20 protein-coding genes and 1 tRNA gene are annotated in these 24,418 nt (G+C 71.6%); 10 read left to right on the forward strand and 11 right to left on the reverse strand.

Annotation, left to right across the window (positions count from 1 at the left end):
• Positions 1-112: 112 nt before the first annotated feature.
• Complete coding sequence (locus P0Y31_RS01680; RefSeq protein ID WP_275866340.1) at positions 113-1,579, forward strand: hypothetical protein; 1,467 nt, start codon at positions 113-115, stop codon at positions 1,577-1,579.
• Positions 1,580-1,600: 21 nt separating this feature from the next.
• Here the strand turns inward: P0Y31_RS01680 and P0Y31_RS01685 are convergent, their stop codons facing one another.
• The 5 genes from P0Y31_RS01685 to P0Y31_RS01705 form a co-directional block, all read right to left on the reverse strand.
• Positions 1,601-2,074, reverse strand: coding sequence for a DUF4333 domain-containing protein (locus tag P0Y31_RS01685; protein WP_275866341.1), 474 nt, complete (start codon positions 2,072-2,074; stop codon positions 1,601-1,603).
• A gap of 180 nt (positions 2,075-2,254) precedes the next feature.
• Positions 2,255-2,662, reverse strand: a complete 408-nt coding sequence (locus P0Y31_RS01690; protein ID WP_275866342.1) for a universal stress protein — start codon at positions 2,660-2,662, stop codon at positions 2,255-2,257.
• Positions 2,659-3,498, reverse strand: coding sequence for an ATP-binding cassette domain-containing protein (locus P0Y31_RS01695; RefSeq protein WP_275866343.1), 840 nt, complete (start codon positions 3,496-3,498; stop codon positions 2,659-2,661). The genes P0Y31_RS01690 and P0Y31_RS01695 overlap by 4 nt, the downstream gene beginning before the upstream one ends.
• Entirely contained in the window at positions 3,495-4,520 is a 1,026-nt protein-coding gene (locus P0Y31_RS01700; protein WP_275866344.1) for an ABC transporter permease, read from the reverse strand. Before P0Y31_RS01700 ends, P0Y31_RS01695 begins: the two co-directional genes overlap by 4 nt.
• A gap of 5 nt (positions 4,521-4,525) precedes the next feature.
• The gene (locus P0Y31_RS01705; protein ID WP_275866345.1) at positions 4,526-5,638 is read right to left on the reverse strand and encodes a substrate-binding domain-containing protein; all 1,113 of its coding nucleotides are present in this window, start codon (positions 5,636-5,638) and stop codon (positions 4,526-4,528) included.
• Between the two features lie 119 nt (positions 5,639-5,757).
• On the opposite strand from P0Y31_RS01705, the gene P0Y31_RS01710 reads away from it, so the two are divergent.
• The 3 genes from P0Y31_RS01710 (at position 5,758) to P0Y31_RS01720 (ending at position 9,125) form a co-directional block, all read left to right on the forward strand.
• Positions 5,758-6,801 (forward strand): LacI family DNA-binding transcriptional regulator, encoded by a 1,044-nt coding sequence (locus P0Y31_RS01710; protein WP_275866346.1) that lies wholly within the window; start codon positions 5,758-5,760, stop codon positions 6,799-6,801.
• 135 nt (positions 6,802-6,936) lie between these two features.
• Complete coding sequence (locus tag P0Y31_RS01715; protein ID WP_275866347.1) at positions 6,937-7,677, forward strand: response regulator transcription factor; 741 nt, start codon at positions 6,937-6,939, stop codon at positions 7,675-7,677.
• Positions 7,674-9,125, forward strand: coding sequence for a HAMP domain-containing sensor histidine kinase (locus tag P0Y31_RS01720; RefSeq protein WP_345803601.1), 1,452 nt, complete (start codon positions 7,674-7,676; stop codon positions 9,123-9,125). Before P0Y31_RS01715 ends, P0Y31_RS01720 begins: the two co-directional genes overlap by 4 nt.
• Here P0Y31_RS01720 and P0Y31_RS01725 read toward each other — a convergent pair.
• Complete coding sequence (locus tag P0Y31_RS01725) at positions 9,075-9,800, reverse strand: hypothetical protein (protein WP_275866348.1); 726 nt, start codon at positions 9,798-9,800, stop codon at positions 9,075-9,077. The two genes, P0Y31_RS01720 and P0Y31_RS01725, sit on opposite strands and share 51 nt — an antisense overlap.
• Positions 9,801-10,098: 298 nt before the next feature.
• Here P0Y31_RS01725 and P0Y31_RS01730 point away from each other — a divergent pair, with 298 nt between their 5' ends.
• From P0Y31_RS01730 to P0Y31_RS01745, 4 genes are all read left to right on the forward strand, one after another.
• Entirely contained in the window at positions 10,099-12,486 is a 2,388-nt protein-coding gene (locus P0Y31_RS01730; protein WP_275866349.1) for a glycosyltransferase family 2 protein, read from the forward strand.
• Between the two features lie 95 nt (positions 12,487-12,581).
• The gene (locus P0Y31_RS01735) at positions 12,582-14,279 is read left to right on the forward strand and encodes an ABC transporter ATP-binding protein (protein ID WP_275866350.1); all 1,698 of its coding nucleotides are present in this window, start codon (positions 12,582-12,584) and stop codon (positions 14,277-14,279) included.
• Positions 14,276-15,340 (forward strand): aminoglycoside phosphotransferase family protein, encoded by a 1,065-nt coding sequence (locus tag P0Y31_RS01740; RefSeq protein WP_275866351.1) that lies wholly within the window; start codon positions 14,276-14,278, stop codon positions 15,338-15,340. The genes P0Y31_RS01735 and P0Y31_RS01740 overlap by 4 nt, the downstream gene beginning before the upstream one ends.
• On the forward strand, positions 15,337-16,482 hold the full coding sequence (locus P0Y31_RS01745) for a hypothetical protein (RefSeq protein WP_275866352.1): 1,146 nt from the start codon (positions 15,337-15,339) through the stop codon (positions 16,480-16,482). The genes P0Y31_RS01740 and P0Y31_RS01745 overlap by 4 nt, the downstream gene beginning before the upstream one ends.
• Here P0Y31_RS01745 and P0Y31_RS01750 read toward each other — a convergent pair.
• Positions 16,460-17,455, reverse strand: a complete 996-nt coding sequence (locus P0Y31_RS01750) for a UDP-glucuronic acid decarboxylase family protein (RefSeq protein WP_275866353.1) — start codon at positions 17,453-17,455, stop codon at positions 16,460-16,462. The two genes, P0Y31_RS01745 and P0Y31_RS01750, sit on opposite strands and share 23 nt — an antisense overlap.
• 166 nt (positions 17,456-17,621) lie before the next feature.
• On the opposite strand from P0Y31_RS01750, the gene P0Y31_RS01755 reads away from it, so the two are divergent.
• Positions 17,622-18,539, forward strand: coding sequence for an LLM class flavin-dependent oxidoreductase (locus tag P0Y31_RS01755; RefSeq protein ID WP_275866354.1), 918 nt, complete (start codon positions 17,622-17,624; stop codon positions 18,537-18,539).
• 112 nt (positions 18,540-18,651) lie between these two features.
• Here the strand turns inward: P0Y31_RS01755 and P0Y31_RS01760 are convergent.
• Both P0Y31_RS01760 and P0Y31_RS01765 read right to left on the reverse strand, forming a co-directional pair.
• A tRNA-Ser gene (locus P0Y31_RS01760) sits at positions 18,652-18,744 on the reverse strand.
• A 134-nt stretch (positions 18,745-18,878) separates the two neighbouring features.
• Positions 18,879-20,450, reverse strand: coding sequence for an LCP family protein (locus tag P0Y31_RS01765; protein ID WP_275866355.1), 1,572 nt, complete (start codon positions 20,448-20,450; stop codon positions 18,879-18,881).
• 193 nt (positions 20,451-20,643) lie between these two features.
• On the opposite strand from P0Y31_RS01765, the gene P0Y31_RS01770 reads away from it, so the two are divergent.
• Entirely contained in the window at positions 20,644-22,560 is a 1,917-nt protein-coding gene (locus P0Y31_RS01770; protein ID WP_275866356.1) for a penicillin-binding transpeptidase domain-containing protein, read from the forward strand.
• Positions 22,561-22,773: 213 nt separating this feature from the next.
• Here the strand turns inward: P0Y31_RS01770 and P0Y31_RS01775 are convergent, their stop codons facing one another.
• Positions 22,774-22,977: a cold-shock protein gene (locus P0Y31_RS01775; RefSeq protein WP_056915917.1), complete on the reverse strand. Its 204-nt coding sequence runs from the start codon at positions 22,975-22,977 to the stop codon at positions 22,774-22,776.
• A 472-nt stretch (positions 22,978-23,449) separates the two neighbouring features.
• Positions 23,450-24,367: a dihydropteroate synthase gene (folP, locus tag P0Y31_RS01780; protein WP_275866357.1), complete on the reverse strand. Its 918-nt coding sequence runs from the start codon at positions 24,365-24,367 to the stop codon at positions 23,450-23,452.
• Between the last annotated feature and the right edge of the window lie 51 nt (positions 24,368-24,418).

The raw sequence follows: 24,418 nt of genomic DNA on the forward strand, positions 1-24,418 counted from the left end.
GCCCGGAACCCCTGGTTCCGGGCCGCTTCGCGTTCCCGCCCAGATGGGGCCCAGCCCCAGCCAGCGCCAGCGTGTCGCGTGGCCCAGGTCCATCTCGGCGATACTTCCCTCCATGGCGAGCAGCGGAGTGGTCTTCCCGGAGACAGGCGGCAAGCGCAGCACCTCGGCACTCGGCCGAGCCGTCGTGCACGACGCCCTCGAGCCTGTCGACGCCGTCGGCGCGCAGGCCGCCGCCCGTGAGACCAACTGGCGCCAGGACTACCTGCACCACTTCCGCCGCCTCGTCGAGGCCGGGCTCATCTCGGAGGACGCGGCGGTCACCATCGCCCGGGCGGGGCTGGACTCCCTGCACCAGCGGATGCGCGCCACCACGGCCGATGGGGAGGTTTCCGTCGGCGAGGTCTTCGCCCAGGCCCCGGTCGACCGCCCCCTCGAGACCGTGACCGTGCAGGGGAAGGCCCCCCGCTCCCGCGAGCTGAGTGTGCCGTTCCACGGTGAGCGACTGCGCGGTGACGCCCTCCAGCGCCAGCTCGACGTCTGGACCGTCACGGGGGTGATGGAGCCCTCTGCCGCGGAGGCGGTGCGCGAGGTGCTCGCCAACCCCGTCTGGCTCGAGCTGGCCGACCAGCGGGTCGTGGTGCTCGGGGCCGGCGCCGAGATGGGGCCCCTGCGGGCGCTGCTGTCATGGGGCGCCGCCGTGGTGGGCGTCGACCTGCCGCGACCCGAGCTGTGGCGCTCCGTGCTGCAGGTGGCCCGCGACTCGGCCGGCACCCTGCACGTGCCCGTGCACTTCGGCACCGGGGTGGGCGACGAACGGCTCGACGAGCGAGCGGGGGCCGACCTCGTGCACGACCTGCCCGCGATCGCCGACTGGCTCTCCGGCCTGGAGGGGCCGATCGTGCTGGGCAACTACGTGTATGCCGACGGCGCCACCAACGTGCGGGTGTCCGTCGCCGTAGACGCCCTGACCCGGGAGCTGCTGCAGCGGCGCACCGAGGTGGGACTGGCGTTCCTCGCCACCCCGACCGACGTCTTCGCCGTCCCGGCCGAGGCGGTGGAGCAGTCGGTCCGGGGCTACCGGAGGCCCTCGCCCGCGATGCGGCTCGCTCGCCCTGCCCTGCGCACCCTCAGCGGGGGTCGGCTGCTGCGGCGCAACTACGCCCCCGGCTCGGACCCCGGCCTCAACGACAGCCTGGTCCCCCAACAGGGGCCGAACTACGCGCTGGCCAAGCGGCTCCAGCGCTGGCGCGCCACCGTGGCCCGGCAGGACGGCGTCGGGGTCTCCCTGCGCGTCGCCCCTCCGACCCGCACCCGGTCCGTGGTCAAGAACCGGGCCCTCGCCGCGGCCTACGCGGGAGCCCACCGGTTCGGCATCGAGGTGTTCGAGCCGGCCACGAGCAACACGCTCATGGCCGCCCTGCTGGTGCACGACCTCCGCTCCGGCCGCACGCCCGACCCGACCCCCTGGCGGGAGGAGGCGTATGCCGCCGTGCACGGCGGGCTCTGGCGCACGGCATACGACCCGCGCAGCGCGCTGGGCCTGGCCGTGGTGCTCGGACTCGGCGCCGCGCGCACCTGAGCTCCGGGCCTCGGGGCCCCTTCAGAACTGGAGCAGCGTGAAGGTCCCCGCGTCGTCCTCGAAGTGGACGACCCCGGTCCAGTCCCAGTCGTCCACGCTGCCGTGGCAGACCGTCACCTCGCCCTGGGCGACAGGAGCCGACTCCGGGCAGGTGACCTCCTGCACGGCGCTGCCGTCGTCCTCCATCAGCGACGTGAGCTCACGTTCGAGGGCCTCACCCGAGGTCTGGCTGTTGACCGGCAGGACCTCGCCCTGGAGCACCCAGGACGGACCCAGCTCGGGGCCCAGCACCATGGCCAGCACAAGGCCGAGCACGCCGAGCAGTGACAGCCCCGCCATGACGACCGCTGCCACGGCCAACCCGTTGCGCTGCGCCGGCTGGTACATCGGCTGTGCGGGCCAGGACGGAGGCCCCGACGGGTGGGCGGCGTGGCCGACCGCGTACGGCGGGTAGGGCGGGGTGGTCCCGCCGGGCGGGGTGAAGGCTGTGGACACGGTCGTCGGCTCCCTGGGTCTGGCGCTGCCGCCCACTGTGACAGAGCACGGAGGCAGAGGTGGGGCAAACAGGCCCAAACCGCGCGCACGCCACGTCACCCCCGGGCTCCGGCCAGCCGGGGGTGACGTACCGCCGGCTGGCCGGGCGTCTGGGGGTGGACGCGTCAGCGCCAGTGCCGCTCAGCCATCCTGCGCCACCTTCACGGCGAGCACCGAGCAGGGCGCGTCGAGCAGGAGGTGCTGGGCGGTGCTGCCCAGGAACAGCTTCCCGACCGGCGAACGGCGCCGCAGCCCGATGACCAGCAGGTCGGCGTCGCGTTCGGCGACGACGCGCAGGATCTCCTCCGCGGCGGTCCCGCCCGTCGTCGGTTGCAGCACCTCGTGCTCCAGCCCGGCCTCGGTGAGCTCCTTGCGGATCGCGTCGAGGTCCTTTGGCTTGGCGAAGCTCGGCTTGGCGAAGTTGCCGGCCTCGCCGGTGTTGACGACGACCAGGGCCTCGCCGCGCAGCACCGCCTCGTCCTTGGCGCGTTCGAAGGCGGCGATCCCCTCGGGGGAGGGGATGTAGCCGACGACGATGGCCCGGCTCATCCTGCCTCCTCCGGGGCGAGCCGCTTGGCGCCCGTCATGATCGCGACGCCCTCGCCCATGTCATGGCTCTGCGGGGTGATGACGCCCGCGCGCCCTCCGAGCCGCTGGATGTGGATGCGGTCGGCGACCTCCCAGACGTGGGGCATGTTGTGGCTGATGAGGATGATCGACAGCCCCTTGTCGCGCAGCTGCTTGATCATGTCGAGCACCATGCCCGACTCCTTCACACCGAGGGCGGCGGTGGGCTCGTCGAGGATGACGACCTTGCTGCCGAACGCCGCGGCCCGGGCGACCGCGACGGCCTGGCGCTGACCACCGGAGAGCGTCTCGACGGCCTGACCCATGTTCTGGATGGTCTGGATGCCGAGGTCCTGCACCGACTGACCGGCACGCTTCTCCATGCCCTTCTTGTCGAGCATGCGGAACACCGAGCCGAGGACACCCTTGCGACGCTCCTCGCGGGCGAGGTAGAGGTTACTGGCGATGTCGAGGGCCGGGATCACCGCCAGCTGCTGGTAGACGGTCTCGATGCCGGCCTCGCGGGAGTCCTGGGGCCGCTTGAAGTGGACCTGCCTCCCGTTCAGCGTGATCTCACCGGAGTCGGGCGTGTAGGCGCCGGTCAGGCACTTGATGAGGGTCGACTTGCCCGCCCCGTTGTCGCCGATGACCGCGAGCACCTCGCCCGGGTAGAGGTCGAGGTCGACGCCGTCGAGCCCGACGACACGGCCGAAGGTGATGACCAGCTTGCGCGCCGAGAGCACCGGCTCCTGGCTGTAGATGCTCTCCTTGCCTGCGGGGACACCACCGTGGGCGACCTCGAGCGTGGGGGTGCTCATGACCTCACCTTCCTGATCCACTGGTCGATGGCGACGGCCACGATGACGAGGATGCCGGTGGCCAGGACCCGCCACTGCTGGTTGACGCCGAGCTGCGACAGGCCGAACGCGAAGGTCTGCACGATCAGCGCACCGATGAGGGTGCCGATGAGCCGTCCGCGGCCACCGAAGAGGCTGGTGCCACCGATGACCACGGCGGTGATGCTGGCCAGGTTGGCGTCGGGCGCCGCGTTGGGCGTCGCCGCGCCCGCCCGGCCGATGAGGACCCATGCGGCGAGGCCGTAGGTGAGGCCGGCGAGGGTGTAGACCGCCAGCAGCACGCGCTTGCTCGGCACGCCCGAGAGGCGGGCCGACTCGACGTCGTCGCCGACTGCGTACACGTAGCGCCCCCACGCCGTCTGCGAGAGCACGAACCCCACCACGGCATACATCACCCCCACGACGACGATGCCCCAGGTCAACCGGACCCCGCCTATCGAGAAGCCCTCACCGAGCAGGTTCAGGATGTCCGGCAGCCGGTCGGCCTGGATGCTCGAGCCACCCGAGTAGAGCAGGGCGATCGCCGTGAAGATGCTCAGCGTGCCCAGGGTGACGATGAAGGGCGGCAGGTTGATGCGGGTGACCAGCAGGCCGTTGAGCAGGCCTGCGCCGGTGGCCAGCGCCACGCCGATGAGGAGCGCGAGCACGCCCGGCATGCCGTCGTCGCGGGCGAGGGTGGCCATCACCATCATCGACAGCACCATGATCGCCCCGACCGACAGGTCGATGCCCGCCGTGAGGATGACGAGCGTCTGGCCCACCGCGAGGGCCGCGACGACCGCCGTCTGCTGGAGCAGGATGCCCATCGAGTTGGCGGTGAGGAACGTCGGGGTCGCGATGAAGAACGCCACGAAGGTGCCGAGGAGTAGGAAGAGCGGGCTCAGCCACGGCTTGCCGTGCAGCTGGTGCTGCACCCGCTCCAGCGGCGAGTGCTGCCGCCGAGCGAACTCGGCAGCCGCGGAGGAGGTGGTTGTGGTGGTCATCGGACTCACTTGCCCCAGCAGATCTCGGCGCCCTTGGCCGAGTCGATGCTCTCCACACCCTCGACCGGCTTGTCGGTCACCAGCGCGACACCCGTGTTCTTGAAGTCCAGGCCGGGGTCGGGCGTCGGCTTCTCACCGCCGCGGGCGACCTTCGCGATCGCCTCCATGCCCATGGTGGCCATCTTCAGCGGGTACTGCTGCGCGGTGGCACCGATCACCCCGTTCTTCACCTGGGCGACACCGGCGCAGCCGCCGTCGACCGACACGATCGTGGCGGTCGTGCCCGCTGCCTTGAGCGCCGCGTTGGCGCCGACGGCGGTCGGCTCGTTGATCGTGTAGACGAGGTTGATGTTCGGGTTCTTGGCGAGGCACTTCTCCATCGCGGTGCGGCCCCCGTCCTCGGCGCCGTTGCCGGCCTCGTTGCAGACGATGGTGTAGTCGCCGCCCTTGCCGCCGGTGTACTTGCCGGTCTTGGCCTCGTCGCCGTTCTTCTTGGGGTCGTTCACCGGGATGCCCATGCCCTCGAGGAAGCCCTGGTCGCGGTTGTAGTCGACCGAGACGATCTTGTCGTTGAAGAGGTCGAGCAGGGCGATGACGGCCGGCTTGCCGTCGAGGGTGGCGGCCGCCCACTGGCCGTCGAGCTTGCCCGCCTCGCGGTTGTCGGTGGCGAAGGTGATGTCGACGGTGTTGGCCGGGTCCGGCGGCGTGTCGAGGGCGATGACGTAGAGGCCGGCCTCGCGCGCCTTCTTGATGGCGGCGTTGACGCCGGTGCTCATCGGGGTGATGAGGATGCCCTTGTCGCCGCGGGCGATGGCGTCCTCGATCGCCGTGATCTGGCCCTGGTCGTCGCCCTCCTGCTTGCCGGAGGCGACGGTCAGCTTGACGTTGTTCTTCGCCGCGTCGGCCTTGGCGCCCTCCTGCATGGCGACGAAGAACGGGTTGGTCGAGTCCTTCGTGATGAGGACGACGCCGACCGCGGCCTCGCCCCCGCCGCCGGTGTCGGTGGACGATCCCCGGTTGCAGGAGGCCAGCGAGAACGCCGCGGCGGTCGCGGTGAACACCGCGACCCCGGACCGCAGGGAGGGTCGCCCGGCTCGACGGGCACTGGAGGTGGTCACTCGGTGGAACATCGCAGGCTCCCCTTTCGCGGCTTCTCTGCCGATTGGTGACAACGTTGTCAGATCTCTTGTATAGAACCCTCTTGGCACCACGTCAAGACTCCTGTACAAATCGAGACGTGAAGCTGACATCGTTGTCATCGGGGCAGACCCGGCGCCCCCGGGCCACCATGCGCGACGTGGCCGCCCTCGCAGGGGTCAGCCTGAAGACGGTGTCGCGGGTGGTCAACGAGGAGGGCGGCGTCTCGGCGGAGGTGCGCACCCGCGTCGAACGGGCGATCAGCCAGCTGGGCTACCGGCACAACCTGGCCGCCAGCAACCTGCGCCGCAGCAACGCCCGCACCGGCACCGTCGGCATCCTGCTGCAGGACGTGAGCAACAGCTTCTCGGCCAGCCTGCTGCGGGCGTTGGAGGACACCGCCCGTGGGCGGGACGTCGCTGTGCTGGCCGCGAGCCTCGACGAGGAGCCTGACCGCGAGCGCATGCTGGTGGCCAGCCTGGTGCGCCGACGCGTGGACGGCCTGGTCGTCATGCCGGCCACCGAACGGCAGGACTACCTGGCCGACGAGCTGCGCAGCGGCCTCCCGGTGGTGTTCGTCGACCGCGCGCCCCGCGGAGTCGACGCCGACTCGGTCACCGTGGACAACCGTGCCGGCGCCGTGGCCGCGACGGAGCACCTCATCCGGCACGGCCACCGCCGCATCGGCTTCCTCGGCGACCTGTCGCGCATCGAGACAGCGGTCGCCCGTCGCGAGGGCTATGCCAAGGCCCTTGCCGACGCGGGGATCGCGCTCGACCCCCGGCTCACGGTCTCCGACCTGCGCTCCTCCGAAGCGGCCTACGAGGCGGCGCTGAGGCTGCTCGACCTCGAGGAGCCGCCCACCGCCATCTTCGCCGCCCGCAACTCGCTCGCCATCGGCGCGGTCACCGCACTGCGCTCGCGCGGGCTGACCCGCTCGGTGGCGCTCGTGGGCTTCGACGACTTCCCGCTGGCCGACCTCCTCGAGCCCGGCCTGACGGTGGTCCGCCAGAACGTCCGCCGCATCGGCACGGAGGTGGCGGAGATGCTGTTCAGCCGCCTCGACGGTGACCAGCAGCCACCGCGTCACGTGGTCGTCGAACCGACGCTGGTCGTGCGCGGATCGGGCGAGATCAGGCCCTGACCCTGTGGGTGAGGAGGCACTGCCGGGCCGGCGGCCGCAGGGTGCCGGTCACCGTTGGGGCCACCACAGGCCGCTCACAGGATTCGCACAGGGAAATCACCCTGCCCTCCCAGACGGCCGGGGTTCTCTGTTCCCATGAGCACGCAGCAGCCCGCGGCCGCCCCCGCCCGCCTCCAGCGCCCTGACGGGTCACCCGTCCGGGTCCTCGTCGTCGACGACGAGGACAACCTCACCGAGCTCCTCGCCATGGCGCTGCGCTACGAGGGCTGGGAGGTCCGGACCGCTGGCACCGGCGTCGCTGCCGTGCGGGCCGCCCGCGAGTTCGGGCCCGACGCGGTGGCGCTCGACATGATGCTGCCCGACTTCGACGGCCTCGAGGTGCTGCGCCGCATGCGGGCCAACAACCCCGACGTCCCCGTCCTCTTCCTGACGGCGAAGGACGCCGTCGAGGACCGGGTCGCCGGGCTGACTGCAGGGGGCGACGACTACGTCACCAAGCCGTTCAGCCTCGAGGAGGTCGTGGCCCGGCTGCGCGCGCTCATGAGGCGCACCGCCGTCATCGCCCAGGAGTCGTCGTCGGTGCTCGTGGTCGGCGACCTGACCCTCGACGAGGACAGCCACGAGGTGACCCGCGGGGGTGAGCAGGTCCAGCTGACGGCGACGGAGTTCGAGCTCCTTCGCTACCTCATGCGCAACCCCAGGCGGGTGCTCTCCAAGGCGCAGATCCTCGACCGCGTCTGGAACTACGACTTCGGTGGCCAGGCCAACGTGGTCGAGCTCTACATCTCCTACCTGCGCAAGAAGATCGACGCCGGGCGGGCCCCGATGATCCACACCGTGCGGGGAGTCGGCTACGTCCTCAAGCCGGCACCGTGAGACTCCCCGGGCTCGTGCACCCCTCGCGGTGGCGGCTCAGCAGCAAGTTGGTCGCCTCCATGGTGGCGCTGTTCGTCGCCGTCACCCTCGCCACCGCCAGCCTGACCGTCGTGCTCCTGCAGCACTTCCTGATGTCGCAGCTCGACGAGGACGTCAGGGCCTCGGCCATGCGGGTCGAGGGCCGACCCTCTCGCGGCGGCGAGCACCCGGAGCGCAGGCTCGGCGGTGGGGAGTCGTTCCTGACACTCGTGCTCGACGGTGACCAGGTCTGGGACAACTACGTGGCGCAGCGCAGCGAGGTCACGACGCTGACGGACGCCCAGGTGCAGCGGGTCCAGCAAGCCCAGCTGGGCCCGAGCCCTGAGACGGTCGACCTGCGTGGAGACCTCGGCGACTACCGCCTGGTGGCCTCCCGCGGCAGGGATGGGCTCACCGTCGTGACCGGCCAGCCCCTGTCCGAGGTCACCGACACGGTGGCCCTGCTGGTGACGGTCGTCGTCGGCGGCACCGTCATCGGCCTGGTGGCCGTGGGAGCGGGGGGTGTCTGGCTGGTGCGGCGCAACCTCGCCCCGCTGCAGCGCGTCGCCCACACGGCGACGCAGGTCTCCCGCCTCAAACTCGACTCCGGCGACGTCGCCCTCGCCGAGCGGGTGCCCGAGGCCGACACCGATCCCCGCACCGAGGTGGGCCAGGTCGGGTTGGCCCTGAACCAGATGCTCGACAACGTCGGCAGCGCCCTGCAGGCCCGCCACGAGAGCGAGATGCGGGTGCGCCAGTTCGTGGCCGACGCCTCCCACGAGCTGCGCACGCCGCTCGCCTCGATCAGGGGGTATGCCGAGCTGCCCCGTCGCGAGCCGCAGCCGGTTCCGCCGTCGGTCACGCACGCCCTCGGTCGGGTCGAGTCCGAGGCTGTGCGGATGTCGGCGCTCGTGGAAGACCTGCTCCTGCTGGCGCGGCTGGATGCCGGTCGCCCGCTGGAGCGCGAGCCGGTGGACCTCACCATGCTGGCCGTCGACGCCGTCTCCGACGCGAGGGCCGCTGCGCCCGAGCGCCACTGGCGCCTGGACCTGCCCGAGGAACCTGTCGAGGTGACCGGTGACGCCCACCGGCTGCACCAGGTCGTCGCCAACCTGCTGGCGAACGCTCGCACCCACACCCCGGTCGGCACCACCGTCACGACCACGGTCCGTCGCCATGACGGCCACGTGCAGATCGCCGTCCACGACGACGGCCCCGGCGTGCCGGCACCACTGCAGGCCAACGTGTTCGAGCGCTTCACCCGCGGCGACGACTCGCGGTACCGGGGCACGAACGGCAGCAGGCACGGCAGCGGCAGCACCGGTCTGGGCCTGAGCATCGTCGCGGCCGTCACGCAGGCCCACGGCGGCCGGGTCGAGCTAGACAGCCACCCCGGCGACACGACCTTCGCGGTCACGCTCCCCACCTGACGGGGCCGGCTCGGGCACCCACCAGGCTGCGACGCCCGCCACCACGAGAGCTGCACCGGAGAACAGGCCCGACCACGGTGGAGTGTCGTGCGAGGTGTAGGTCATCGACATGAGGACGTAGTCCAGGAGCGGGGACGTCAGAAGCAGGGCCACGACGAGCGCCACCAGACTGGTCAGCTGCCGGCGGCTGGCGGCCCTGCCGATGACGAGCGGCACCGTGAAGGCAAGGACGGCCGGCAGCAGGAGCGCCCACAGCAGCCCCGCCGGCACCAGCGCAGGGACGTCCTCGACCGGTCGCCCAGCGCGACCCGAGAGGTAGGTCGCAGCCCCCACGGGGACAAGGACGCCTGCTTGGAGCACCAACGCCACCGCCACCACGCCCCGCACAGATCGACTGGTCAGCGAGGGCACCACCAGCAGCAGCCCAAGCGCGGCCAGCAGGCAACCCAGCCCCGCCACGAGGGCGGTGGACCCGATGGGGACCCACGGCTCCGTGGGCCACAGGTAGTCGACCTCGTGGTCCTGCCGCCGGATGCAGGCCATCGACTCGTACCGGTCAAGCCTGCACTCGGGCCACCAGCGCTGCACGGCCGCCCACAGCCACGCCGCACCGGCGGCCACCACCAGCACCGCCCCCAGCCGGGCGGCATACCGGGGCCACCGTGTCTGGCTCATCCCCGCTCCTCCCCCTCTGCCCGGACGGTAGCCCGGGAGGGCCGGCCGCGACTCCGCCACCTGCATGACCGGACGCTTCGACAGGAGGTCATCGGCGCACCTCGGGCGTGCCACGATGGCCATGACGTAGGCCGTGCGCTGCCGAAACACCACCCGCATGTGCCATTCCCGGTGGTCACGCCCGGTGCTCCAATGATGACGACGGACAGCGGTCGGGGCGGCCGTCCATATGGTCGCGACGGCATCGAGGGGTGGTCCGCGAGTGGCGCGGCGCCGCACCGCGGTAGGGGGTGCGGCGATGGAGCGGGTGGCAACGGACGGGAAGTTCCTGCGGGTCGGCACCTCGCCCTTCCGGGTCAAGGGCACCACGTACGGGACGTTCCTGCCGCGCGGCGACGGCCTCCGCTTCCCCGAGCAGCCACAGATCGAACGTGACCTCATCGCGATGGCCGAGTGCGGGTTCACCACGGTGCGCGTGTACGACGTGCCACCGCCGGAGCTGCTGGACGGCGCGCGGGCGCTGGGGATGCGCGTCCTGGTCGGCCTGGGCTACCCCGACTGGCGCATGCACGCCGGCGGCTCCGCGCGCGTCCACCGCCTGGTTCGTGCGGCAGGGCGAGCCTGCGTCGACGAGGCGCTGGCAGCACTGGCCGGTCGCCCGGAGGTGCTCGCCATCTCGGTCGGGAACGAGGTGCCCTCGGACGTCACGCGCCTCTACGGCCGCGCAGCCATCGAGGACATCCTCTCGGAGCTGGTCGCGCTCGTGCACGAGGGCGACCCGGAGATGCTTGCGACGTACACGGGGTATCCCACCGCCGAGTTCCTCCGGGTCGAGGGCCAGGACCTGGTGACCTTCAACGTGTTCCTCGAGCGGGCCGACCAGCTCGCTCCGTACCTGCGCCACCTTCAGCGCGTCACGGCCGACCGCCCCCTCGTGCTCACCGAGGTGGGGCTGGCGGCTGAGCTGCACGGGGAGGATGAGCAGGCCCGGTCCCTGGCAATGCAGCTCGGGCTCGTCGACGAGTGCGGGTGCGCCGGCGCCACGATCTTCTCGTGGACCGACGAGTGGGCCACCTCTGCCGGCCCCGTTGAGGGCTGGGGCTTCGGCCTCACGCGCGCGGACCGCAGTCCGCGGCCCGCGCTTGCGGTGGCCTCCCAGTGGGCCGGCCGGACGGTCCGCGACCTGCGCCCGTCCTGGCCATCCGTCACCGCCGTCGTGTGCGCCTACAACGAGGAGCGGCGCATCGGCGGCTGCTTGGACTCGCTGTCAGGGGTGGACTACCCGGCGCTGCAGGTCGTCGTGTGCGACGACGGGTCGACCGACAGGACGCTCGAGCTTGCCAGGCGAAGCCCGTTCGAGGTGCTCGCCCTGCCGCACGGCGGGCTGAGCGCAGCGAGGAACGCGGGCCTTGCCGCCGCGACCGGCGACATCGTGGCCTACCTCGATGCGGATGCCGCCTGTCATCCGGAATGGCCGTACCACCTCGCCCTGGCCTTCGAGGACCCACGTGTCGTTGTGGCGGGCGGGCCGAACCTCCCCTTCCGCGAGAGCGGACTCGTGGAGCGGGCTGTGGCGCAGTCCCCGGGCGGCCCGGTCGAGGTGCTGATCGGGGACGACCGCGCCGAGCACGTCCCCGGCTGCAACCTGGCCGTGCGGCGGTCGGCACTGCAGGAGATCGGCGGGTTCGACCCTGCCTACACCACGGCAGGAGATGACGTCGACGTGTGCTGGCGACTACTCGACCTCGGCGGGCAGGCGGCCTTCAGCCCTGCCGCCCAGGTGCGCCACCACCGACGAGACACCGTGCGCGGCTACCTGCGGCAGCAACGAGGCTACGGCCGGGCGGAGCGAATGCTCGCCGGGCAGCACCGGCACCGCTTCAACAGGTGGGGCGCAGCCAGGTGGTCCGGATTCGTGTACGGCGGGCCGCGGATCCTGCCGCGCATCCTCAAACCCGTCGTCTACCACGGGCCCATGGGGCTGGCGCCCTACCAGACCGAGGTCCGCGACCGGGCCGCGCCCGTGGTCATGTGGGCCAGTGCGGTGATCCCGCTCCTCGTCCTCCTCGCCGTCCTCGCCCTGCCCTTCGCGGTGGTCGTGCCGGCGGCGCTCTTGGTGCCGGCCGGGGTGGGCCTGGCCCTCGCGGCATACCTCGTGGTCGTTGCTGCAGCCACCCCGGCCACACCCGGTGAAAGCGGGCCGTGGCGGTTGCGGGTGCTTGTCGGCGCCCTGCACGTCCTCCAGCCACTGGCGCGCACGTGGGGCCGGCTCACCGGACGCCCGCTGCCGTCACGAGTGGGTCCGAGCCGGCCGTGGTCCGGCAGCCGGGAGAGGTGGCTGGCCGCCCTCGACCAGGACCTGTCGGCCCACTGGTGCGGGGTCCGGCGAGGCTCGCCGCGGGCCAGCTGGGACATCGAGATCGGCGTGGGCCCCATCCTGCGCTGCCGCCTCAACCTGGCGGTCCTGTGGGAGTGGGACCCGGTCACGCGCCGGACCTGGTCGGTCAGCCGGCTCGGGGTGGGCCTGCTCGTGGCGGCGCTGGCGCTGACCACGTCGTCTCCGCTGGTTGGAGCCGTGGCCGTCGGCGCGGTGCTGGTGTCGACGGCGCTCGAGGCGATGGTCCTCACACGCCTGTCGAGCGGTGCGGTCGCACGCACCACGCGAGCGGTGCGGGACACCGGATGAGCGGCCGCCGTGGGTCAGACGACGCCAGGGTCTCCGATCGACGGAGCCGGCTCTTCTGGCGCCTGACGTCCGAGCTCCGGCCCTACAGGGGTTCGGTGCTGGTCATCTTCGTGGTCGACCTGCTCGCCACGCCGCTGATGCTGCTCGCCCCGGTGCCCATGATGATCGCCGTCGACAGCGTGCTCGGCGGCAAGCCGCTGCCGCCCTACCTCGACGCGCTGCTGCCCGACGCGGTCGCCGAGACGGGCACCCGGCTCCTGCTGACGGCAGCGGTCATGCAGGTGGTGGTCGTGGCGCTGGCCCAGCTGCAGCAGATGGGCAGCTACGTCCTGCGGGTCAGGACCGGCGAGCGGATGACCCTGGACCTGCGGGAACGGCTGTTCGCCCATGCGCAGCGGCTCTCCCTCCGGCGGCACGACGCCCGTGGCTCCACCGACTCGGTGTACCGGATCCAGAACGACGCGGCCGAGCTGCAGAAGGTGACGGTCGACGGACTCCTGACCACGGCGACGGCCGCGATCGCCCTGTGCACCACGGTCGTCGTGATAGCGCGGCTGGACTGGCAGCTGGCGGTCGTGAGCCTCCTCGTCTCGCCGCTGCTCGTCCTCTTCACCCGGCGGTACCGCCTCCAGGTGCGCCCGCGGTATCGCGACGTCAAGGGGATCGAGACGGGCGCCATGCGGGTCGTCCAGGAGGCACTCGGCGCCCTGCGGGTGGTCAAGGCGTTCGGCCAGGAGGACGGCGAGCGAGACCGCTTCAGCCAGCGCTCGAGCACCGGGGTCCACGCGCGGGTCCGGCTCGCGGTCGCGGAGGGGGTCTTCGGGCTGCTGGTGAACGTCGTGACCGCGGTGGGCACCGCGACGGTGCTGTTCATCGGCGTCCGCCATGTCCAGCAGGGCGTGCTGACCCTCGGCGAGCTTCTCATGGTCATCGCCTACCTCTCCCAGCTCTACGGCCCGCTCAAGACCATCAGCAAGAAGGCAGCCACCCTGCAGTCCTCGCTGGCCAGCGCGGAACGCGTCTTCGAGTTCCTGGACGAGCCCCATGACGTCCCGCAGCGGCCGGATGCCGTCCCGCTCGTCCGCGCCCTCGGGGACGTGGAGTTCCGTCACGTGTCGATGCGCTACGGCCGTGGCCCCGAGGTGCTGCACGACCTGTCCTTCCGTGTGGAGAGGGACACGACGGTCGGCATCTTCGGCACCACCGGGGCCGGGAAGACGACGCTGGTCAGCCTCCTGGTCCGCTTCTACGACCCGACCGCCGGGGCGGTGCTGCTGGACGGCATCGACGTGCGCGAGTACCGGCTGGACGACCTGCGCCGGCAGGTGGCGTTCGTCCTCCAGGACCCGGTGCTGTTCTCGACGAGCATCGCCGAGAACATCCGTTACGCGCGGCCGGACGCCTCGCTCGAGGACGTCGTCGCCGCCGCGGAGCAGGCGGACGCGCACCTGTTCATCACGGACCTTCCTGACGGCTACGACACCCTGGTGGGCGAGCGGGGAATGCGGCTCTCGGGCGGGGAACGCCAACGGATCTCCCTCGCGCGCGCCTTCCTCAAGGACGGCCGGGTCCTGGTCCTGGACGAGCCGACGAGCTCCGTCGACGTCGCGACGGAGGCCAAGATCCTCGCGGCGATGGAACGACTGTCCCGCGGCCGGACGACGTTCCTGATCGCGCACCGGGCCTCGACGCTCTCGAGGTGTGACCTGTGGCTCGAGCTGCGGGGTGGCCGGCTGGTCGAGGTGGGCCGTCCCCACCCGACGGGCTACGAGCGACTGGGGGGCACCCCATGAGCACCGACGTGGAGCCGAGCGGCGTCGAGGTCCTGCGCGCGGACCAGCTGGCGTTGCTGTCGGAACCGCTCCGGACCCTCGCCGCCGACGGGGTCGGCGACGTGGTGGTCACCTCCGCCACGTGTCTGCGGGAGGGCGTGCACCGACTCCAGCTGGTGGGGGCGACCCGCTCCAGCGTCGTCGTGAAGCGGCTTCGCGCCCGGAGAGCCCAGCTGGAACGACGCGTGACGGGCCGGTGGCTGCCGGCGGTGGGGATGGGGTCACTGGGGCCACCCAGGCTCGCGACGATCGGTGAGGCCGATGGGCGGCACGTGTGGCACGTGTACGACGACCTTGGCGTCCGTGGCCTCGACCGCGACGACGTGGACTCCTCGTGCCTGGAGGCGGCCATGGACACGCTCGCAGAGCTCCACGCCTCGTTCGCCGGGCACGGCCTGCTGCCCGAGCCGAGGTTCGCGGCCGGTGACCTGGGGGCGTACTTCTACGCCAACAGCGTGCGGGACGCCGCGCGCTGCGTGGACCTGCTGCGCCGGTCCGCGGTCCGGGTGTCCGCTGAGGACGCGTCGGTGCGAGATGCCGTCCAGGCCCACCTGTCCGACCTGCTCCGGGACGAGCCCCGACGCCTCCGTCTCCTGCAGGAGCAGTCGGGTCCCGAGACGCTCGTCCACGGTGACCTCACCCGGGCCAACGTCTTCGTCCTGCCCGGTCCCGAGGGCCTCCACGTCCGGCTCATCGACTGGGACCACGTGGGGGTCGGCCCGGCCGGCTTCGACATCTCCACGCACCTCGCCTACTACCCTCCTGCCCAGCGCCGCCTCGTCCTCAGTCGTTACACGCAGGCGATGGCCGACAGGGGTTTTCCGTTCGCCGATGACCTCGACTGGGACCTTCTGGTGGCGACGTTCGAGGCGGGACGCCTGGCCAACCAGATCATCTGGGTGGCCCAGGGCATCCTGGAGGGCAACGGCTGGACCTTCCGCGGGCTGGCCGCTTGGAGGGACGCCCTGGCTGCTGTCGTTGACGGTGACGGAACCGCGCCGGCAGGGATGGCGGGGACGTGACCCGCGTCGTCCTGGCACCCTTCAAGGTCGCGCACTACGCCCGCGCCGCTGGGCACTTCTGGGTGTACGTGCAGTACGCCGATGCCCTGCGCCGCCTCGGCTGCGACGTGTGGTGGCTCGAGGAGCTCCCCCGTTCCCCGCAGCCTCGACCGAGCGATCCGCGGGTGGCCACGCTGCTCGAGCGGCTGCGCCCGTTCGGGCTGGCGGACCGAGCCATCGTCTACGAGGCGCCGGCCGGCGCAGCCGGAGCAGGTGACAAAGCGACGTACATGACCATGCCCGCCGAGCGAGCCGAGCGCCTGCTGCGACACAGTGACCTGCTGCTCAGCTTCCACTACGAGATGGCACCCGGCATGCTCGCCCGGTTCCGCCGCACAGCCCTGGTCGACATCGACCCCGGGCTGCTCCAGCTGTGGTGGACCAGCAACCTGCTCCGGGTCCAGCGTCACGACGTGTACTTCAGCATCGGCGAGAAGATCGGCCCTGTCCCGGGCGACCCGGGCGCGCAGTGGGTGCACACCAGGCCGGCCGTCTCGCTCGACCTGTGGCCCTTCCGCTACGACCCCGACTGCAGTGCGGTCACCAGCATCTCGTCGTGGCAGAGCCGCAGCTACGTGCTGGTCAACGGCTCACTCCTCGACACCAACAAGCGGGTTGCCTACCTGGACTTCCTCGACCTCCCGCGCCGGGTCACCCGATCGATGGAGATCGCCACGGCTCTCGGTGCGGACGAGGAGGACGACCTTCGGCTGTTGCAGGACAACGGCTGGGTGGTGCGCGAGGCGGTCGGCGTCGCCGGGGACCCGCAGGCGTACCAGGCCTACATCCAGGGGTCCCGGGCGGAGTTCGGGTGCGCCAAGCCGGCCTACGTGATGCTGGGGAACGGCTGGTTCAGCGACCGCACGGCCTGCTACCTCGCGTCTGGCAAGCCCGCGGTGGTTCAGTACACCGGCCCCAGCGACTACCTCCCGGACGGTCTGGGCCTGATCAGGTTCACGAACCCCGAGGAGGCCGCCGCGGGGCTTGCCGAGGTCGACGCCCACTACGAACGGCACTGCCGGGCGGCCAGGGAACTGGCGGAGCACTGCTTCTCGGCACGGGAGGTCGTCACCCGGATGCTCAACCAGGCTCTTCGAGGGTGAGGTCCTCGGGGGATTCTTCCGGTGACGGGGAGCGCTGGAGGGGCTTCCTGAACCAGTCGATCGTGCGCAGCAGCCCTTCCGCGAGGCTCACCCTGGGCTCCCAGCCCAGCAGTTGTCGAGCCACCGTGATGTCGGGCCGCCGGACCGCCGGGTCGTCGACCGGACGGGGCACGAACGTGATGACCGACCGTGAGTCGGTGAGCTCCCTGACGGTCACGGCCAGCTCGAGCATCGTCAGCTCATGGGGGTTTCCGATGTTGACCGGACCGGCGTGGCCGGAGTGCAGCATCCGGACGATGCCCTCGATGAGGTCGTCGACGTAGCACAGTGAGCGGGTCTGGGAGCCGTCGCCGCTCACAGTCAACGGGAGCCCGCGCAGCGCCTGGTCGATGAAGGTGGGGACTGCCCTGCCGTCATGGGGTCGCATCCGCGGCCCGTACGTGTTGAAGATCCGGACGATGCCCGTGTTCACTCCACGGCTGCCGCGGTAGGCGCCGGTCATCGCCTCGGCGAAGCGCTTGGCCTCGTCGTAGACCGCCCTCGGGCCGACCGGGTTGACGTTGCCCCAGTAGGTCTCGGGCTGGGGGTGCACCAGCGGGTCGCCGTAGGTCTCCGAGGTCGACGCCAGCACGAAGCGGGCACCCTTCTCGGCGGCCAGTTCGAGGGCGTTGAGGGTCCCGGCGGATCCGGCCTGCAGGGTCTGGACCGGGAAGCGGAGGTAGTCCACCGGAGAGGCCGGTGACGCGAGGTGGAGGACCGCGTCGATGGGCCCGGGCACGTGGAAGGGCTCGGTCACGTCCGCCTCTCGGAGGCGGAACCGCTGCTGCGCCAGCAGGTCGCGGACGTTGGCAGGCACCCCGGTGAGGAAGTTGTCGAGGCACAGCACCCACCAGCCGGCTTCGAGCAGGCGTTCGCACACGTGTGAACCCACGAAGCCTGCTCCGCCGGTGACCACGGCACGCTTTCGTCGCACGTCTCCCCCAGCTTCCCCTGCTCACCCATTTCAGCGGAGGTGGCGACCCGGGGGCCATGGCCCAGCCGTGCCGTTCACCCGGCCCACCCGGGCCATGCCGTGACCATCACCCCGCCGGGTGACCGGCTGCAGACACCGACCACGGGACCGGACTACGGTGGGACAGGTGTCACGCCCCTGCCGTGTCGGTGTCCAGCTGCCCGAGGTCGAGCGCCCGGTCGGCTGGCCGGAGCTCTTCTCGATGGCGCGAACGGCCGAGGCGGTCGGCCTGGACTCGGTGTGGCTCGGCGACCACCTGCTGTACGACCTGCCCGGCGGCATCACTCGTGGGCCCTGGGAGGTGTGGACCTCGCTCGCGGCGATCGCCGCCGTCACCGAGCGCATCGAGCTCGGCCCCCTCGTCGCCTCGGCCGGGTTCCACGAACCGGCGATGCTGGCCAAGCAGGCCGCGACCGTCGACGGCATCTCCGGGGGCCGGCTCATCCTGGGTCTCGGCGCGGGCTGGAACGAGCGCGAGTACCGCGCCTTCGGCTTCCCCTACGACCACCGGGTGTCGCGCTTCGAGGAGGCCTTCACGATCATCCGCACGCTGCTCCGGGAAGGCCGCATCGACTACCGGGGCACCTACTACGCCGTCGAGGACTGCGTCCTCGACCCGCGTCCGGTCCGGACCGGTGGGCCACCCCTCGTGCTGGGCTCCGTCGGCGAGCGGATGATGCGGATCGGCCTTCCGCACGTCGACGCGTGGAACGTGTGGTGGAGCGACTACGGCAACTCCGCCGACGGCTTCGCCAGCCTGCGCAGCCGGGTCGAGCAGGCTGCGGCAGCAGCGGGCCGCAAGGCCGATGAGGTGGCGGCCACTGCCGCCGTGTTCGTGCAGTTCCCCGGCGGTGGCGGTCGCCTGATGGGAGAGACGTACAACGCCGCGGTGGAGCCGGTGCAGGGGACGCCTGAGGCGATCGCCGACCACGTGCGGGCGATGGCCGCAGCCGGCGCGACCCACCTCCAGCTGGTGCTCGACCCGATCACCGAGGGCTCGATCGAGGTCGTCGGCGAGGCGCTGCGGCTCCTCGACCGGAGCTGACGCGGGGCCTGCAGGCTCGTGCCGACGCGGCCGTCGAGGTCGCCCTCCGAGGGCCCCCACCTCTCGACGAACAACGACCCCGACGAAAAGCGTGTCGGGGTCGTCGTTCGTCTGGCGGAGGCGGAGGGATTTGAACCCTCGATGGGCGGTTAGCCCAAACCGCATTAGCAGTGCGGCGCCATAGACCGGACTAGGCGACGCCTCCACGCCCGCCCCATCGTCGCAGGGACTCAGGACCGAGCCCGCACAGGGTATCCGCACCCCGTGCGCCTGAACAAACCCGTCCCGCCGCCACGGCGACCCGGCACGCGAACCGCGCCCCGCGGCATACCGAAGCGGTCAGCTGCAGATGTCCTGGTCGGCGGTGCGGGCCTTGATCGTGGCGGTCGAGGACGGCGGCGCGGTGGCCGTCACCGTCGGCGACGGGATGGGCGTGCTGCCGATGCGGTTCGGCACCTCGACGACGTTCTTCGAACCCTGCCCCACGCTGACCTCGATGGTCGAGCCGAGCTGGTCGTCGCTGCGGATCTTCGAGCCAGGGAAGGCCGCGGCCACCGTGCGGGCCGACTCCTCCATGCCCTTGCCGTGGCGGATCACCGTGCCCCTGCCCAGCGTGCCGGTGCCGTTGACGAACCCGTCGATCCGGAAGCCCTGCACCTCAAGGGCCCCGGCTGCCTGCCGCGCCAGCCCGGGCACACCCGAGTCGTTGGTGACGCGCACCCGGATCAGGTTGGGGGCCACTGTCAGCGGAACGGACGTGGTCGGGCTCGGACTGGGCGTGCTGCCGGGCGGCGGCTTCTGGCCGGGCAGCGGCTTGTCCTCGCGCAGCGACTCCCACAGCAGGTCCGCCGACTCCGCCCACTGGACCCGGTTGGGGTCCTCCGGGAAGTCCTCGATCGGGACGGTCACGAAGCGGATCTGGTCCATGCCGATGCGTGCCACGCTCTCTGCGACGTCACGCATCTTGCCGACCCCGAGGCCCTTGTCCGTCGTCATGGACTGGGTCGCCGCGTCGAGGAACCGGAAGAGACGGTCGGGCCGCAGCAGGAGCGAGGAGCTGGTCGCCTCCTGCACCACCGAGGACAGGAACGCCTGCTGCCGGTTGATGCGCCCGATGTCCGACCCGTCGCCGACGGTCTTGCGGACACGGACGTAGCCGAGGGCCTGCTTGCCGTTGACCTTGGTCTTGCCGGCGGGCAGGGTCAGGAGGCTGTCGCGGTCGTTGATCGGCTCCGGGGTGCACACGGTGACGCCCCCGAGGGCGTCGACCATCCGCTCGAAGCCGCGGAAGTCGATGACGACGAAGTGGTCGAGGTAGATGCCGGTCAGCCCCTCGAACGTCTTGATGACGCAGCCCGGGCCGCCCTGGGTGAAGTTGTTGTTCCACTGACGCACGACACCGGTCTCGGGCGACCACTCCTTGTCCGCACAGCTCTGCGGCGCCCTGGTCATGGAGTCCCGGGGGATGGAGACCACGGTGGCCGACTTCCGGTCGGCCGATAGGTGGACGACGAGGTTGGTGTCGGAGCGGGCGCCCGCGACGCCGTACTCCGCGTTGTTGCTGCCGTACTTGGAGTTGCCGGTGCCGGCACGGGTGTCGGAGCCCATCACCAGGATGTTCATCGGGCCGAGCTTGGTCCGGGAGTCCGTGGTCGCCTGCTTCTCGGGCCGCGTGCCCAGCGCGTCCCCGAGGTCCAGGCGGTTGATGTTGCCGGTGAGCTTCACGTAGGCGACGACGCTCAGGACGAGCGCGACGGCAAGGCCGGCGGCCACGGCGATCCCGCCCCGACGCAGCCACGGGTGCCGACGGTCCTTGTGGCGGTCGGAGCGGCGCCTGACCTGCGGGGTCTCCTCGGCGGCGCCACCGTTCCCCGGCGTGCTGGGCTCTGAGCCGGGCGTGGCCTCGCTCACAGGGGAACCTCTCTCATCCAACAGTGCCGTACAGCGCGGGTCGCACCGCGCCCACGGGAGTGTAGACGGCCAGCCTAGGCATGGCCGATTTCACATCGTCCCATGTCGAAGACGCCCGGGGAGGGTCCCGGGTTGCCGCTGCGGCGACAGGGTGCCGGGCCGGCTTCCCGACCCGATGTTGTTGTATGTCTCCATGGGGAAACGCACGATAACGACGGTCCTCGTGGGGGCTCTGGTGGTCGCCGCCGCGGCGGGCGGGCTGTGGTGGCGCCACACCGCGCAGGAACAGCAGCGCGACGAGGAGGCCCGGGCCGCCGCACAGGCATTCGCCGCCGCCTGGCAGGGCCGCGCCTTCGACACGGCCCCCCTGCGCTTCGCGGGCACCACCCCTGCGGAGGTGGACGAGGACTTCACAACGGCGACCTCCGGGCTCGGCTCCGGTCCGGTCAAGGTCACCGTGGCCGGCGTCGACCGCGACGGGAAGACGGCCGACGCGATGCTGGAGGTCACCTGGACCCTCCCCGGCTCGGTCCCGTGGGCCTACCGCACCCCCGTCAGCGTCGGGGAGACGGCCGACGGCTGGGCGGTGCAGCCCGCGGCAACCGGCTCGTGGTGGCACCCGCAACTGAAGGCCGGTGACAAGCTGACCGCGACCCGGACCCAGGGCGAGCGCGGCGACCTGCTCGACGCGGCCGGCGAGCCGCTCATGCCGCTGGGCAAGGTCTACCCGGTGCAGCTGGACCCGGCGCGGGCGACCTCGGCCACCGCCGCGGCGCTCGAGGAGCTGGTCGGCGAGCCGAAGGGGTCGCTGGTGAAGAAGCTCGAGGCCGCGAAGCAGGCCGGCAGCAAGGCACCCATCGCGGTGATCACCTACCGCCAGAGCGACTTCGACGACCGGCGGGCCGAGCTCGACGCCCTCACCGGGGTCATCTACCCCGTGCGCGAGCAGCCGCTCGCCCGCACCCGCGGCTTCGGCCAGCCGCTGCTCGGCTCCTACGGTCCGGTCAGCGCCGAGGTCGTGCAGAAGAGCAACGGCCGGTATGCCGCGGGCGACTACGCCGGGCTCAGCGGCCTGCAGGGGCAGTACGACTCGGTGCTCGCGGGCACCCCCGGTGTCACCGTCACCTCCAGCGCCAACCCCGGCCAACCGCTGTTCGAGAAGGCCACCACTGACGGCAAGGACGTCCAGCTGACGCTCGACCCCGAGGTGCAGGCCGCGGCCGAGGGCGCGCTCGAGGGCACCGGCTCGGTACCGTCGGCCCTCGTCGCCGTCGACGTGCAGACGGGTGACGTCCTCGCCTCGGCGAACTCCCCCGCGGCCGGCTTCGACCGCGCCATCACCGGGCAGTACCCGCCGGGCTCGACCTTCAAGGTTGCCAGCACCTACGCCCTGCTCTCCCAAGGGGTCGTGACGCCGACGACCCCGGTGAGCTGCCCCAAGACCTTCGTGGTCGACGGTCTCACGATCCGCAACTACGAGGGCGGCGCCCTCAGCAAACCGACCTTCGGTGAGGACTTCGCGAACTCCTGCAACACGGCGTTCGTCCAGCTCGCGGCCAAGCTCGGCAACGGTGACCTCGCCACCGCGGCAAAGGCGCTCGGCATCGGCGCGGGCTGGGAGAAGACCCTGGGCGTCGGCGGTGCCTTCTCCGGCAAGATCCCGGAGAACACCGGCGCGACCGACAAGGCGGCCGCGACGATCGGGCAGGGCCGCAACCTCACCTCACCGCTGTCCCTCGCGGTCATGGCCGGGTCCGTGGCCCGGCGGTCCTTCGTGCCCCCGGCCCTCGTCACCGAGCCGGCCCCTGCCGATGCCTCCCGCGACCCGAAGCCGCTCGACCCGCAGGTGACGAGCCAGCTGCAGGCGCTCATGCGCCGGGTCGTGACCGAGGGCTCCGCGGAGGTGCTCAAGGACGCACCGGGCGGAGCCGTTCGCGGCAAGACCGGCACGGCCGAGTACGGCACGAAGAACCCGCCGGAGACCCACGCCTGGTTCGTCGGCTACCAGGGCGACGTCGCGTTCGCGGTGCTCGTCGAGAAGGGCAAGAGCGGTGGCACCGCCGCTGCCCCCATCGCCAAGGACTTCCTCACCCGCTTGGCAGGACGCTGACCCCGACTCAGCAGAGGCTGCTGCCGCATGGGTATGCAGCAACGTGGGTCTGCGGCAGCAACCGCTGCTAGCAGAAGTTGCTGCAGGGGTCCCGCGGGCGGGCGGGCGGGCGGGGGCTGGGTGCACGGCATACCGGCGGCACACGACGAGGCCCCCACCGGAAGGGAATCCGGTGGGGGCCTCGCTCAAAGACTGTTGGTTGGCAGTCCTGAATCAGATCGGGCGAACGGCGTCAGCCTGCGGGCCCTTCGGACCCTGGGTGACCTCGAACTCCACGCGCTGAGCCTCGTCCAGCGAGCGGTAGCCCGAGGAGTCGATGGCGGAGTAGTGGACGAACACGTCCGGGCCGCCGCCGTCCTGCGCGATGAAGCCAAAGCCCTTCTCAGCGTTGAACCACTTAACGGTTCCCTGTGCCATGGGGTAACTCTTTCCTTCTGTAGCCAATGAAGTCCCACACCTCGTGGGGCTCCCGGCTGCCGCACTGACCCCACCAGCGGGACATGCCCGCCTCAGATGAAAACAGCCCGCTCCGGTGGTGCTGGGGCGGGCACTTCTTCGACCTGCGAGGAACTGCTACTGCAACCGCGACAGACGCTAGCACGCATGCCCGCCCGATCGCCGGTTGAGTCGCGGCGAAGAGGGTAAAGGACTGTTCAGGTCCTTCGGTGCACCTCGTGCGGGGTGGCTGGTCCGAACGGGTGAGTCCGTCTCGGACCTTCATCCAGAACCCCGCTCGCCGGATCGCCGCAGGTCAGCACCCATGACACGGTGGGCCTCGTGACGTCGCCGCCCGTCCTGGGCAGGCGCCGTGGGCTCTGCGCCTCGGGGGAAGCGCAGACGAGCGGGGGCTGGGGCCCAGGAGGCCCCGGCCTCCGTGCGAGTCTCGGCGTCAGGTGCCACGCACGGCGAGCCGGGGCGCCCGGTCGCCCCGGATGACGGCCACCATGTCGAGCACCCGCCGCGTGGCCCGCACGTCGTGCGCGCGGAAGACGGTGGCGCCCAGCCATGCTGCGATGGCGGTCGCCGCGAGGGTGCCCTCGAGCCGTTCGTCGGGCGGCAGACCCAGCGACTCCCCGACGAAGTCCTTGCGCGACAGCGCCTGCAGGATCGGGTAGCCCAGCCGGGCGAGGTCGGCGGTGTGCCGCAGCACCTCGAGCGAGTGGGCCGTGGTCTTGCCGAAGTCCAGGGTCGGGTCGACGAGGATGCGGTCGGCCGGTATGCCGGCGCGCTCGGCACGGCGCGCCCCCTCGGCAAGGGTGCGGACCACGTCCGTGACGACACCCCGTGGCTCGGGCGGGTAGGTCACGCCCTGCGGGTCGGTGCGCGGCGGCAGGCCGCCGGTGTGCGAGCACACCACTCCCGCACCGATCTCCGCGGCGACGGTGACGAGCTCGGGGTCGTGTCCCGCCCAGGTGTCGTTGACCAGGTCGAGACCGAGCCGCCCGGCCTCACGGGCGACCTCCGAGCGCCACGTGTCCAGGCTGAGGACGAGCTCGGGGTACTCGGTGCGGGCGTGCTCGAGGAAGGGAAGGACGCGGTCCATCTCCTGCTCGGCGCTGACGTGCTCGCCCTCCTGTCCCGCCCGGACCCCGCCGACGTCGACGATGTCGGCACCGTCGTCGACGGCCCGGGCCAGGGCAGCCTTCGCGGAGTCGAGGTCGGCGTGCCGGTTGAGGGCGAAGAACGAGTCGCTGGTGCGGTTGACGATCGCCATGACGGCCGGCCGCGAGGCGTCGAAGACCTGGCCGCGCAGGCGCAGGGGCGGTGTGCGCGGGAGGTCGAGGGCGCGCGGCTCGGGCAGGTCCACGCGGCCATCCTCGCACCGGCGCCGCGCGCCGGCGCGTGGGCTGGCGCGTGG

This window comes from Knoellia sp. 3-2P3 (genome assembly GCF_029223115.1).
Classification (GTDB): Bacteria; Actinomycetota; Actinomycetes; order Actinomycetales; family Dermatophilaceae; genus Pedococcus_A.